This is a genomic window from Proteiniborus ethanoligenes, from assembly GCF_900107485.1.
Taxonomy (GTDB): Bacteria; Bacillota; Clostridia; order Tissierellales; family Proteiniboraceae; genus Proteiniborus; species Proteiniborus ethanoligenes.
This window is the reverse complement of sequence record NZ_FNQE01000031.1, coordinates 25,952-38,449: the sequence shown is the minus strand read 5'-3', so window position 1 is coordinate 38,449 and position 12,498 is coordinate 25,952. Positions and strand designations below refer to the sequence as shown.

Annotated in this window: 16 protein-coding genes and 1 tRNA gene; 15 read left to right on the top strand and 2 right to left on the bottom strand. The window is 30.6% G+C overall.

Features of this window, described 5'->3' with window-relative positions:
* Window positions 1-273 (bottom strand): helix-turn-helix domain-containing protein (locus tag BLV37_RS12310; protein WP_143031520.1); only part of this gene is annotated, 273 nt, incomplete at its 3' end.
* Between the two features lie 92 nt (window positions 274-365).
* On the opposite strand from BLV37_RS12310, the gene BLV37_RS12305 reads away from it, so the two are divergent.
* From BLV37_RS12305 to BLV37_RS12255, 11 genes are all read left to right on the top strand, one after another.
* Window positions 366-1,241 carry a GerMN domain-containing protein gene (locus BLV37_RS12305; RefSeq protein ID WP_091731982.1) on the top strand — a complete coding sequence of 292 codons (876 nt, stop codon included), beginning with the start codon at window positions 366-368 and terminating at the stop codon, window positions 1,239-1,241.
* A gap of 107 nt (window positions 1,242-1,348) precedes the next feature.
* Window positions 1,349-1,445, top strand: a tRNA-Sec gene (locus BLV37_RS12300).
* Window positions 1,446-1,571: 126 nt separating this feature from the next.
* Window positions 1,572-2,549 (top strand): tyrosine-type recombinase/integrase, encoded by a 978-nt coding sequence (locus BLV37_RS12295; protein ID WP_091731979.1) that lies wholly within the window; start codon window positions 1,572-1,574, stop codon window positions 2,547-2,549.
* 415 nt (window positions 2,550-2,964) lie between these two features.
* Window positions 2,965-4,059 carry an S-layer homology domain-containing protein gene (locus BLV37_RS12290; RefSeq protein ID WP_091731977.1) on the top strand — a complete coding sequence of 365 codons (1,095 nt, stop codon included), beginning with the start codon at window positions 2,965-2,967 and terminating at the stop codon, window positions 4,057-4,059.
* 33 nt (window positions 4,060-4,092) lie between these two features.
* Window positions 4,093-4,608 carry a hypothetical protein gene (locus BLV37_RS12285; RefSeq protein ID WP_091731975.1) on the top strand — a complete coding sequence of 172 codons (516 nt, stop codon included), beginning with the start codon at window positions 4,093-4,095 and terminating at the stop codon, window positions 4,606-4,608.
* A 225-nt stretch (window positions 4,609-4,833) separates the two neighbouring features.
* A complete protein-coding gene (locus BLV37_RS12280; RefSeq protein ID WP_091731972.1) occupies window positions 4,834-5,445 on the top strand; it encodes a toprim domain-containing protein in 612 nt (203 codons plus the stop codon).
* Window positions 5,420-6,166, top strand: coding sequence for a hypothetical protein (locus tag BLV37_RS12275; protein ID WP_091731970.1), 747 nt, complete (start codon window positions 5,420-5,422; stop codon window positions 6,164-6,166). Before BLV37_RS12280 ends, BLV37_RS12275 begins: the two co-directional genes overlap by 26 nt.
* Complete coding sequence (locus BLV37_RS12270; RefSeq protein WP_091731967.1) at window positions 6,163-6,564, top strand: hypothetical protein; 402 nt, start codon at window positions 6,163-6,165, stop codon at window positions 6,562-6,564. The genes BLV37_RS12275 and BLV37_RS12270 overlap by 4 nt, the downstream gene beginning before the upstream one ends.
* 18 nt (window positions 6,565-6,582) lie before the next feature.
* On the top strand, window positions 6,583-7,992 hold the full coding sequence (locus BLV37_RS12265; protein ID WP_091731965.1) for a hypothetical protein: 1,410 nt from the start codon (window positions 6,583-6,585) through the stop codon (window positions 7,990-7,992).
* A 93-nt stretch (window positions 7,993-8,085) separates the two neighbouring features.
* Window positions 8,086-8,325 (top strand): hypothetical protein, encoded by a 240-nt coding sequence (locus BLV37_RS12260; RefSeq protein WP_091731963.1) that lies wholly within the window; start codon window positions 8,086-8,088, stop codon window positions 8,323-8,325.
* A complete protein-coding gene (locus BLV37_RS12255) occupies window positions 8,309-8,845 on the top strand; it encodes a P-loop NTPase family protein (protein ID WP_091731961.1) in 537 nt (178 codons plus the stop codon). The genes BLV37_RS12260 and BLV37_RS12255 overlap by 17 nt, the downstream gene beginning before the upstream one ends.
* A gap of 341 nt (window positions 8,846-9,186) precedes the next feature.
* Here BLV37_RS12255 and BLV37_RS12250 read toward each other — a convergent pair whose 3' ends face one another.
* Window positions 9,187-9,369, bottom strand: coding sequence for an aspartyl-phosphate phosphatase Spo0E family protein (locus BLV37_RS12250; RefSeq protein ID WP_091731959.1), 183 nt, complete (start codon window positions 9,367-9,369; stop codon window positions 9,187-9,189).
* A gap of 128 nt (window positions 9,370-9,497) precedes the next feature.
* On the opposite strand from BLV37_RS12250, the gene BLV37_RS12245 reads away from it, so the two are divergent.
* From BLV37_RS12245 to BLV37_RS12230, 4 genes are all read left to right on the top strand, one after another.
* Window positions 9,498-9,758 (top strand): hypothetical protein, encoded by a 261-nt coding sequence (locus BLV37_RS12245; RefSeq protein ID WP_091731957.1) that lies wholly within the window; start codon window positions 9,498-9,500, stop codon window positions 9,756-9,758.
* 246 nt (window positions 9,759-10,004) lie between these two features.
* On the top strand, window positions 10,005-10,385 hold the full coding sequence (locus BLV37_RS12240; protein ID WP_091731956.1) for an adenine nucleotide alpha hydrolase family protein: 381 nt from the start codon (window positions 10,005-10,007) through the stop codon (window positions 10,383-10,385).
* Window positions 10,386-10,458: 73 nt separating this feature from the next.
* Window positions 10,459-10,935 (top strand): DsrE/DsrF/DrsH-like family protein, encoded by a 477-nt coding sequence (locus BLV37_RS12235; RefSeq protein ID WP_091731954.1) that lies wholly within the window; start codon window positions 10,459-10,461, stop codon window positions 10,933-10,935.
* Between the two features lie 49 nt (window positions 10,936-10,984).
* The gene (locus BLV37_RS12230; RefSeq protein WP_176967975.1) at window positions 10,985-12,415 is read left to right on the top strand and encodes a hypothetical protein; all 1,431 of its coding nucleotides are present in this window, start codon (window positions 10,985-10,987) and stop codon (window positions 12,413-12,415) included.
* The last annotated feature ends 83 nt before the right edge of the window (window positions 12,416-12,498 follow it).

Here is a 12,498-nt window from a genome sequence, read left to right as displayed (position 1 = left end):
AATTTTGTATTTTTTACATATATCAGCTAATGATCCTTTTCCATCTAAGTAATCTCTTACAGCTATATTCTTAATTTCTTCTGAATAAAAAGAATTCTTAGAAGTACCTAATCCATCAACACCTAGTGCTTGAAAATTTCTAATCCATTCTCTTAAGGTGCTATTGTCAACGCCAATAAGTTTAGCAGTATTATTAATGGAGTCTATTCCATCTAAACATCTATGGACATATTCTAGTTTCTCATTTGTTGTAAATGCACCTTTTCTTCCCATAAAAAATACTCCTCCTTGTAGTGAACAGTTTTATTATTTTAACTGTCTACTACAAGGGGAGCATATCATTATAACTATATGGGGGATTTTTTATGAAACATAAGTTTATAATATTTTTAATATTAGTGCTAGTTGTTTTTTTAGTAAGCTGTAAGAACTATACAACAATACATAAAGATGATGCTAACTATCCTGCTATAAATCCAACACCTAAAGGCTCTAAAGTACAAATTGAGCTTTTTTTCCCTAATAAAAATAAAAGCACATTAGTTAAAGAAGTTAGAAATGTAAATAGTGAAAATGAAAAACCTGAAACTGTGGTTATTAATGAACTATTTAAAGGAACAAAGGACAGTAGTTTGGCTAATATAATTCCTGATGAAGCAAATATGATTTCAATTCATATTCAAAATTCTGTTATATATTTGAATTTGAACAAAGCATTCATAAATGAAAAAATAGATGAAAAAGAAGAAGCATTAATAATATATTCTATAGTTAACAGTTTAACATCATTGGAAAATATCCATAAGGTACAAATATTAATTCAAGGCAAAAGAACAGATAAATTTAATAAATATAAGCTTAATGAACCTATTGGTTTTAGTAATATAATTATAGATAATCCTTACGTTAGTCCAATATACGTTGTTAAAGAGCATTATAATTCCATAATTAATGGCAATTATCGAAGAATATATGAAATGGAATACTCACATATGAAAAATGATATAAGCTATAGTCAGTTCAAATTATACTATAAGACTGCATTTGTAGGATTGGAAAGCTTTCAAATAACTAACTATGAAATAACTAACTATGAAAGAGATATAATGTTAATATTCGATATAGATTTACATTTTGCTGATGGGAGTATACAGAGACAAAAAAACAAGAAAGTGCATTTGAAGTATAACGAAGATGAAGGAAGATTCGTCATAAGAACAGGCTTAGAAAATGATATATAAATCCCTCAATAGACATAGCTGATTTTTAAAAGTGTTTTTATGATTTTTCCTTGAATCAAAAATAATAGTATGTTATAATCAATTGATGTCAACAATTATAACATATTGGGAGTAGATGGGTGCTGGTGTGCCCTCTGGTCTTCAAAACCAGCGCGAGGGGTTAGGAGCCTCTTGGGTGGGTTCGATTCCCACATATTCCCGCCATATAAGTAATATCAAGGCTTTAATCAATTCACTATGTGAAATTGGTTAGGGCTTTTTTATTTATAAAATTCACTAAACCACCATGTCGATTACCTAATTTTTAAAAATAGGAGTTGAGTGATTGCAATGGTTAGCAAGACTGTGAAGTTCAAATCAAGACCACCAGTGTTGACGAACGATGAGGACAAGACCACCATGTTGTTAGAAGATTTCTTTAAAATACATGATAGCTTTATTAACTTTAAGGTATTGGAAGGACTAACACCTAGAACATTAGAAGACCATAAGTATTTTATGAAGTTTTTTAAGGATTATGTGGTATCGTCATGTTGGTCTATGGAAGACCAGCAGGTTGAAATTAATATATTTAGAGGGTATATTGCGGACATGATAACAGTAAAAGAATATGCTCCTTGTACTATTAATTTAAGAATAAGGCCATTAAAGTGTTATTTAAAATGGTTATATGATGAGGGATACATAAGCATCAATTATTCTAATAAAATAAAACTTGTAAGAGTCCCTCAAGATACTATTCAACCCTTATCAGATAAAAATGTAAAGAAACTATTAAAACAACCTAATAAAGAAACTTATGCAGGGTATAGAGACTTTGTACTAATGTTATTGATATTAGATTGTGGAATAAGAATAGGAGAAGCTCTACAGCTTAAAATTAATGATATTGATTATAAGCTAGGTTTAGTAAATATACAATCAGAGGTTAGTAAAACGAGGACTTTTAGGCAAATACCTATTAGTAATAAGGTAGCTAAATTATTAGAAGATTTGAGAACAATTTCAATAGATAATAATAGTGAATATTTATTTTTATCTACTTATGGTGGACCAATAAAACCTGATAATATAGCTTATAATTTTAGAAAATATGGTAGAGATGCTAAGATAGATGCTAAATGTACCCCTTATGTACTACGCCATACCTTTGCTACTAATGCAGTTAAAGAAAACATGGATATATTTACATTACAACGTATAATGGGTCATTCAGCTTTAGAAACCACAAGAAAGTACATTCAGCTTAATAATAAAGATTTAAAAAATAATCATAATCAAAAGGATTTTATATCAAAATATCTATAATAGAGCCTACTTTTAGGTTCTTTTTTTTGTAGTAAGGCTCTTTTACACGCAATAGAAATCATCTTTTAATACATTAGTACCAAAAGGTGATTTCTATTCAATGAGAACTAGGTTAAACATTTAACTCCCACCCGTTCATAAAAGTATACCCTAAATGGAAAAATGGTGAATTAACAGCTGTAAAGTTTATGGAAATAATTGATTTAAAGAAAAGTAGTTTTTATAAAATAATAAGAGAATATGAGCAAACTTTAAAATAGGGAATGTATATTATTTTTATAAAATACAGTATGGGGATAGAATAACTCCACCAATTATTATAATCATTTAGAATCCACTTATACTAAGATATTCCTTTTATTTTAATTTTAGGTTATACTTTATGTAATTAACACATTATGAGGAGGATTAAAATATGAAAAAATTAATGGGAATTTTGATAATTGGTTTAATCTTGTGTTTGTCATTAGGAGTATATGCAATGGATTTTAATGACCTTCCAAAAAATCATTGGGCTTATGAAAGTGTACAATGGGCAGTAGAAGTGGGATTAGTAAAAGGTTACACAGATGGTACTTATAGACCTAAGAATGAAATAACTGAGCAAGAGTTTGTTTCTATATTAGCTAGATTTACATATAAAGGGGATTTAACCCAGTTGGAAAGTCCATCAGGCTCCCATTGGGCAGAGGGATATTATAACTACCTAAGTGAGTATGGGTTAACATTAAAGGGTTATAATGATTTAAAAATGAGAAACATTACACTTAATCGTGGGGATATCGCAAGACTAGTAGCTCAAAAGAATGGGTTCAATTTAACAGAAAGACAAGCAATTTATTATATGTATGAAAATGATATATCTAATGGATTGCTAAGCGGTGAATTGACTTTTGAAAGTTATGGTGCTGATAAAGCAGTAAACAGGGAACAAATCCCAGCATTTTTCAAAAGATTAGCTGAAAAAGGGCATACAAAATTTATGGGTAAAACAAGTGAAGTAGTAGGAAATGAGATAGGCGGAATAGTAGGTGTTCCTCAAGATAAGACAGAAATAACAGATAAGATGTTTGATGATTTAGCTAAGGAAAAAGGAATTACTAATCCAACTAAACCATCTGGAACATTAAGTGGTAAGATAGCAAATGGTGATTTCAGTGGTGGAAAGAGTATTGCTGATAAACACGGTTTGAAATTTGCTGGTTTTGATTCAGGGTTTGAACTTAAAAATAAGGACGACAACAAAACAATTTTTGCATACGACCAAGGCTCTAGAGAAGGGTTGTTTTTAATAAGCATGGCTAACTACGATAAGCAAATGTTAACCGATACTTTAAAACTAACTGGGAAGTTTTCAGACAACGAAATAACAAAAGTAATAGAAATTATAGATAAAGAGCATTTTAAAAATAAGGTACCACAATTCTACGAAATCAGTAAAGATAAACTAGTAGAACCATCTGGGGGTATAACAGGAAAACTGAGATTACAGTTTGGGGTGAACAATTAGGCTCACCCCTAATTGTTGATAGGAGGAGAGAGTGTGAAACAACGCAGAATAATAAGTATAATACTTTTAGTAGTAATGATATTTGGTATGGTAACTTCGGTGTATGCAGAAGACATTACCGAAGAGACAGATTTTGAAAAGTTAAGAAATGCCTTAAAGAAATTAAACACAGACTTTAAAGATAAGAATGACGTAGATAATTATTTACACACCTACTTAGGGAGAGTATTTACATCTTGGCAAAGCGATAATGGTTTCCACTTAGATTATGATAAGTTAATAAAAGGTGACGGATTTTGGGTATATGGGAATGATAAAGACGTAACTACAGAAATGGGGCAGAACTATGACGCAAAAGGGAATCCAGTTTATTTAGGATTTACACGTGACGCGCGTATGATTCCTAACATAGCACATAGTGAAACAAAAATGTCATCGCCAAGGCCTATAGAAATAGACGAATACGCAGACCCCTCAAAACCATACGCTAGTAGAGTAAGGCCTTTTAGAACAGTGTATACCGACACTAGGGCAGTGGGTGAGTTGTAGCTCGAATAAAATTTATAAAAATAGAAAGAAACTTGAAAGCATGATAGAAGAAGTTTATACAAAGGTTCAAGGGGGTGAATCCCTTGACTAAAAAGGTAAAAAACATAGAACAAATTAGAGCAAAGCTTGATGTACACTCGACCTTAGAATATTTAGGAGTTGATACACAGGGACAAAAGATGATTTGTTGCCCCCTTCTTTAATAATAGGCTAATAAATAAAGAATTGGCTAGTATTTATGAAATAGGCTACGCTCCTTGGGATTACACAGATTTTTTAATATCTCTAGTAGAAAATAGTGATATTACCTTAGAGGAATTAATAGAGTTTAAATTGTTGGGTTCAAAAGATACAGACAACTTTACTAGAACTAATGTGTATTGTACTCTAAAAAATCGAATTACTATTCCTATCATTGAGAATGGTAGGATTGTAGGGATTATTGGTAGGGATATAGATGAAAATTCTATATCAAAATATATGAAGGTAGGTTATACGGACTATTGGAATGGTATTTTATGGCAAGATGGAGAGCGGTTAGATGGATATTTACAAGGTGATATTCTTCATATTATTGAAGGACAAATAGATGCCATAACTGTAAAACAATGTGGAATAGATAATATTTGGTCGGTAAATGGTGTTCATTCATTAACTCCAAGGGTAGTAGAAAAAATTAAAAAGATGAGTCCTGATAAAATTTATATCCACTTAGATTGGGATAGTACTGGTGAGAAGGCTGAAACTCAGTGGGCTGAGAAACTGGGGCATAGGTGTTACATTGTACCGTCCTTAAGTGGATTAACTGATAATGAAGGTAAAGAAAAAAGATATTAACAGGCTTTTTACCTTCTTATATGAGCAGGAAAAATCAGAGGATATTGATGATGAAACAGCTTTTAATAATGTGGTTGAGAAAGTACTAAAGAACCTAGAAAGTAGGGTAAATAGAGCTGAGAATTTAATCTCAATGGAATTTGATAAATGGGAAAATATAGAAGATGAGATTCTAAAAGCTGAGAGACTTGAAAAATTGGTTGAGGTAGCTTATAAACAATATAATGGAAATCCTGAGCTAATGGAAATGTTTTATGAAAAACAACTAAAAGCAAATGGAATAAGTAAAGGTAATTTTAATAAGTATACTAAAAAGCTTGAGAAAGAAGTGAGCTTGGTTCCTTATGAACATGGACAAGGGTTGGAAATTCCAGAGTGGGAAATCGTAGAAGGGGTTTTATACAAGTGTATTCCTTATATGTTAGATGGAGAATATGCCTATAAAAGGGTAGAAGTTACTACTACCGTTCCTGAAATTTCTAGGGTGTTTAAGAATGTTGATACTAATTTATCTGAATTGGAGATAACCTATAAGGATAAAAGGGGTATTTTTAGAAAAGAAGTATTAACTGATATAAGTACTAGAAAGGGGATTTTAGATGCATTAAAAGGTAGAGATTTTGATGCAGACGAGAGAAATATAGTTGATGTAATGGTTTATCTTAACTATCTTGATGTGGAGCTAGGTTCGAATGTTGAAATAGAACACATAACAGAATGACTCTTGATAAACTTGAAAAATCAATAGCGTTGCATACCCATATACCAATCTTTATAAATGATATTCATAATATGAGGAAGAATGTCACCAGTAAAATGTTATATTTTATAGAGAGTGGTAAAGGTGGAGGACGTGGTGGTGTAGGAAGAGGTTCTCAAAGTTCAAGGGATTTAAGAACAATCTTATATACTACAAGTGAAAGTCCTTTATTAAATGATGGGGCAAGCGAAAATAAAGGTGAGTTGGCTAGAGGATTTGAATTTCATGGAAGTCCATTAGAAGAAAAAAATATCAAATTGGCATTAAAAATTGAAAGTATGATAGAAAATAATTACGGTCATGCTGGTAGATTGTTTATTCAAAATTTATTAGATAGAAATAGTAAGGGAAATTTATAAAACAGGAGGATGAAAAATATGAAAAGATTATTTAGTTTAATGTTAGTTATGGTAATGCTACTAAGTGTAGGTACTGAGGTATTCGCAGCAAGTACGGGTTGGAAAGACCTAACTGTAAAAGACAGAGTAAGATATGAGAATGGAAATATAAATTTAAAAGAATTAGGAATAAATATAGAGGAAATTATAGGATTTGATATTCTAAAGGAAAATAAGAGAGATAAGGTACATTTCTCATTAGAAAAGGATAAAGTAGAGTTTGAAACAGAGTTAAAATTAAATACAGATTATAGATTAAGAGTAATAACCGAGAATGATAAAATAAATGTAAATTTTAAGACAGAGGATTTACCTGTTATAAAAGAAACTGGAGATGTAATAGTAGTTAAAGTTCCTGCAATGCCTGAAAAAGGATTTAAATGGCCTTACTACTTAAGAATACCATCAAATGAATATAAAGAGTTTAATAAAAGTATAAAAAGATATTTAATGGTAGATATGTTAAACACTGGAGCAAGAATTGAAGGTGGAGAGAGATTAACTAAATTTCACATGGAAGAAAATTTTCTGTTATCTGTGGGCGTAGCCGAGGGCACATATTCGCCGTTAATAATACCTATAATTCCGAGAACTAACACCTATTATAATAATATAGTAAATAACGTAGAAGACGAAAATATGGTTTATGAACATCAGTTAGATAGAGATTCATTATTACTAAAGGATTTAATGAAAGATAAAGTAATAGGTGAGCAGTTAAAGACAGGTTATAGTGACGGTGGATATAATATAAATGACTTCGTAGACATAGATAAGCAAGTACTAGCAATGATTGACCATGCGATAGCCTATTTAAATAAGTACGACCATAAAGTAGAAAATAAAGTTATGTGGAATGGGTTCTCTGCATCAGGTGAATTTGCAAATAGGTTTACATTACTTTACCCTCATAGAGTAAAGGTAATGGTTACAGGTGGTGCTATGGCGGGGACTATAATACCTCTTGAAACTTATAAAGGAGAGGAATTAATATACCCAATAGGAGTATCTGAATATGAGAAAATAACTGGCAGAAAATTCAACCTAGACGAACAAAACAAGGTAGCGAAATTAACTTATGTAGGTGAACTAGATACAAATGACCCATTAATGAGTAGTGATACGTATGGAAAGAAAGAAAGAGAATTAATAATAAAGTTATTCGGAAAAGAATTCAAAGCAAGAACTAAAAATACAGTAGAAGCATACAAATCAGCGGGTGGAAAAGGTGCATTTGTGTATGCAAAAGATACAGGTCACTGGGCATCGTACGAAATATTTGAATATATAATACAATTCGTTAAAGACAATAGAGATAGCGAAGACCCTGTGTATAAATTACCTGTGGGCGAGGAAATAAAGAAAGCATTAAAAGTAGAAATATACTAGAAAGAACCCTGAAAAGGGTTCTTTCCTTTATCACACATTTTGAACGCACATAATTAAGCACAGTGATATCATAGTACAGAGAGGGGTGGTGACGTGAAAAGATTTGAAATAATTTATGATTGTTACGACGAGGAATTTGGAATAAGTACTTTAAGGACATGGGCGGACACTTACGAAGAGGCTATAACCGATAAATATACAATACATGATATACCCAAACCATCTAGCAAATCATCAGTAGTTATGGGATTAGGTGTAAAGGGTTGGGTAGAGTGGAATTTAGAAAATCCTGACTCTGCACATTGTTTATTAGTAGGTGGAACAGGAAAATGATACAGAAATATTTGATGGTAAGGGTTCAGGTAAGGATGAGGGAAATGAGGGTGCTTATAAGGACTATGAAAATATATTAAGGGTTGGTAGAAGTGCTGGAATTCATTTACTTATTGCTTTACAAGACCCAAAAGCTGAAAGCATAGGTGGGAAATCCCTCTTAGGAACTGCTAGAAATTTATTTGATTATGTAATTTGTGGTAGAATATCTAGGGAAGAATATTCTACAATGGCGTTAGGTAAGGGTGATACTAGGGCATCTAAAATTAATAAGTTTGGTCGATTCTATATAAATGAAACATCGAAAGATGGTGCATATGAAATAGTTGCTCCATTTATAGATGCTAATGTAGTTGCATATTTAACAGAAAATACTCCATTCAACAAGTATAGTGATTATAAGATAGGTTCACCTAATACTATAGTAGAAGGAAAGGAAAATAATATTACAAAGGAGTTCATTGAAACAGATAATCAAAATTATGATATAAAAGAAAAAACTGCTGAGGATTATTTATAGAGCTTGGAAACAGGCTCTTTTGCTTGTTTTATTGATTGATGATTGTATATTTATTTGATATAATAAAAACAAGGTAAACCGACGTGATGAAAATTAATGAATTGATGTAACGCTTGATATTACTTGATTAGAGAGATTTGAAGCTTTAAGTGGTCTTCAAAACCAGCGTGAGGGGTTAGGAGCCTCTTGGGTGAGTTCGATTCTCACATACTCCCGCCATAGTGATTAAACAGCTTAGGCTGTTTTTTTATTTGAATCATGGAGAAAGATTATGGAGGAACGAAATTTGTTCTGGAATACTTATTGTTTTTCTGTTACTGCTCCATACTCATTAACCTCTATTAGTCACTAGATTTAGATTTTTTCAAAATAAATTCATTATACTTAGTAATAGCAGCATTTAATATTTGACTTGTAGCTATTATATCAGGATCTTGTAAATTGCCTTCTTTTTTTTCAATTAGCTTTATTAAGTTTTCTCTAAGCACTTCTATATCACTTAACAAATTATTCAATTCTGACATATATAATCACACCTCCATAAGAAGTTTACCTTAAAATAAATTATTTATGCATAATTATATATTTTCTATTGCAAACAAATACACAAAATTTATCTATCTAAATACAATGATTGTGAGAGGTGAAATATATGATTATATATAAAAAAGATATAAATAATTCCTGCTGTAAAATTGATCCCTTGAGATTGGCCTTAATAGGCGCTTTCCTAACTTTAGTTGGTGATTTTTTAGCATTTTTAGCAGCATTTGCTGATATGCAAGAGGCTTGTCAAAACACAAATTTGTCTTCAGAAAATATAATTAATAAAGTCTATGCAGAAAACAAGATAAAGGATTTAGAAAAGGAAATAAGTATCTTGAAGAAGCAGATTAATTATACTGACAGTTAGAGCAACTAATGAGTAAGTAGCATATTACATTATAGTTCAATAGCACTAAAACAAATACAATTCTTTAAGGATGCTATATTAATTTATGGTTTTTTATTATTTTATTCTAATTCTTTCATTTAATTAACAAAAGAAAACAATAGTACTTCTTTATTTTTTCTTCATTCATTGATATAATTATAAGAGTTGAATAAGTACTGCCCAATAGTTTATTGTTTTGTACTGTCTTTTGAAAGGAGTTTAGATATGAAGGATCATAAAAATGTGATGGTATGCGTAACCCAACAAAAAACCTGTAAAAGGCTTATAATGGGCGGCTATAATGAGATTAATGAAGGAGACAATTTGTATATTATCCATGTTGTAAGTGAAAACGATAATTTCTTATACAATTCAAATGACGGAGAAGCATTGGAATATCTATTTGATGCATCAAAAAAGGTTGGTGCAGATCTTACTGTAATTAGATCAAAAGATGTCATAAAAGCTATTTCTGATTTTGCAATAAAGAATAATATTACACATATCATAATGGGTTCCTCTCCTAGCGATAAAGATATTGAGAATAGCAACATAACCCGAGTACTTAAGGAAATGTTACCAAAAGCTAAGTTTATCATAATATAGTATATAGCATTAATACAGAATTAAAAACACTCCTAATGGGAAATATATAATATAACCGAAGGGAGTGTTTTTTTTGAATAAAAGAATTAATTTACTTGTTTTTAGTGGTGATTATGACAAGGCGTTAGCTGCTTTAATTCTTGCAAATGGAGCTAAAGAATTAAATATGGATGTTACTATATTTTTTGCTTTCTGGGGTTTGCTAATACTAAGAGATGAAAATAAAAGTGCTTTAAAGAGGAAATCTTTTTTCGAGAGAATGTTCAGCCTATTCACTCCAAAGGGAGTTGAAAACTTGACACTATCTAGAATGAACATGGGGGGCATAGGACAAAAAATGCTTAAGAAAATGATGCAAGACAAGAATAAGCCTATGCTAAAAGATTTTTTAGATGGAGCTAGAAAAAAAGGAGTAAAATTTTACGGATGCAAATTATCCCAAGAGGTAATGGGCTTTAGTAAGGAAGAGCTTATACCAGAAGTAGAAATAATTGATGTATATGAATATCTAAAAGATGCATTAGAATCAGAAATTCAGCTTTTTATATAAAATACTTTTCGTGTTATTTGTCGAAATCATGTGACACTTTATGCTAAAAATGATAAAATGTATTCAAATAGGTCGAAAGGAAGATTTTATGCCAGACTTGTATTTTGAATATATCGAATCTTTAAATGTTTTTCATAGTAATGACTTTCAAGATATATATATTTGTAAGCATGTAGAGAAAGAAGCATATTATCTTTTAAATTCCATTAGGGACAAGGACATATTTTGTGGTGTGGATTTTATCGAACTTAAAAATAATATTTCAGCTATAGTGGAAATTCAAGAAACAGACGAAGCTATTCTTATTCTTACTGAGTATTATTCTAATGAACAATTATCTAATTATATAAAAAATGACAATATGACTCTATCTAAACAAGTAAACAATATCACTTTTCTTATGGATGCTTTAATTAAACTAAAAACTATAACATATAGCTTTATAGCTTCTTTATTTAATCATAATAATCTAACTATAGATGAAAATGGAGATTTAAAATTTACAGGACTATTATTATTGACTCCCCTTGTAATGAGTGCAAGTAGGGAAGATGCATTGTACTCTATTGCAAATACTATACATATGATTTTTACTGGCGATGAAATGATTGATGAAAACATATCAAAAAATATTCCTCCTGATATATCTAAAATCATTTTAAATTGCTTAAAGGGAAACTATTTTAGAATGATAGATTTAGTTATTGACTTTAAATCTTCTAATATATATAAGCTGATAAATCCAGAGAAAGAGGATACTAAAAAAGTAACACAAATGAGAAAAAGCATGGCTAAAAAAAGAATTACCTATAATGTTAAGACTAAAGGCCTAATAGCTATGTTATTACTTATTCCATTGATAGCTTTGGGAGCTAGAGCCATATTGAAGGATAGGAAGCCTGTAGGTACTATACCCTCTGACCTGCAAGCAGAAGATACATTTGACAAGGATGAAGGGAGCATAAAAGAAGATGAGGTAGCTAATGAAATTATCGATGTAGTATCAGAGGAGGATAATGATTATGTCTTTATTGAAGGAGATGAGGTAATGGACATGTTCTTTAATAAAGAAATTATGCATTTAAATGAAAAAGAAACTGCGGTGATAGATGTTTCAAGATATCATAGGGGAACTTATTCATTAAAAGTCTTCAATGATAATAATGAAAAGGCCTCTTACTTAATTGGATACATAGATTTGGAAGATAATAATTTTGATTATGTAAAGGATAGAACAATCAACTTATCACTTTGGCTATATTCAGAAGAGTCTATAGATTGCTCTGTAACCTTAAAGCTAGGAACAAAAGAAAAATTGCTTTATCAAGCAACTAAAAAGGAAAAAGCTATTGCAAATACATGGACGTTGCATAACATTGAGGTAAAAACAAGTAATTGCGAATATATAAAGATTTATCTGAATGTAAACCCAAAGGATATCGTTTGGGTAGATACATTAAGTATAGATATACTAAAATAGGATGACATTTAGCTCATCCTTTTTATAATTTTAATACAATATATCCAAATATTTTTAAAAGGATATGATTAAAAAAAATAGAA

Excerpts from the sequence above, each read along its gene's own strand:
- BLV37_RS12305 (WP_091731982.1), top strand. The coding sequence starts at position 366 with ATGAAACATAAGTTTATAATATTTTTAATATTAGTGCTAGTTGTTTTT.
- BLV37_RS12295 (WP_091731979.1), top strand. The coding sequence starts at position 1,572 with ATGGTTAGCAAGACTGTGAAGTTCAAATCAAGACCACCAGTGTTGACG.
- BLV37_RS12290 (WP_091731977.1), top strand. The coding sequence starts at position 2,965 with ATGAAAAAATTAATGGGAATTTTGATAATTGGTTTAATCTTGTGTTTG.
- BLV37_RS12275 (WP_091731970.1), top strand. The coding sequence starts at position 5,420 with ATGAAGGTAAAGAAAAAAGATATTAACAGGCTTTTTACCTTCTTATAT.
- BLV37_RS12270 (WP_091731967.1), top strand. The coding sequence starts at position 6,163 with ATGACTCTTGATAAACTTGAAAAATCAATAGCGTTGCATACCCATATA.
- BLV37_RS12265 (WP_091731965.1), top strand. The coding sequence starts at position 6,583 with ATGAAAAGATTATTTAGTTTAATGTTAGTTATGGTAATGCTACTAAGT.
- BLV37_RS12250 (WP_091731959.1), bottom strand. The coding sequence starts at position 9,369 with ATGTCAGAATTGAATAATTTGTTAAGTGATATAGAAGTGCTTAGAGAA.
- BLV37_RS12245 (WP_091731957.1), top strand. The coding sequence starts at position 9,498 with ATGATTATATATAAAAAAGATATAAATAATTCCTGCTGTAAAATTGAT.
- BLV37_RS12240 (WP_091731956.1), top strand. The coding sequence starts at position 10,005 with ATGAAGGATCATAAAAATGTGATGGTATGCGTAACCCAACAAAAAACC.
- BLV37_RS12230 (WP_176967975.1), top strand. The coding sequence starts at position 10,985 with ATGATAAAATGTATTCAAATAGGTCGAAAGGAAGATTTTATGCCAGAC.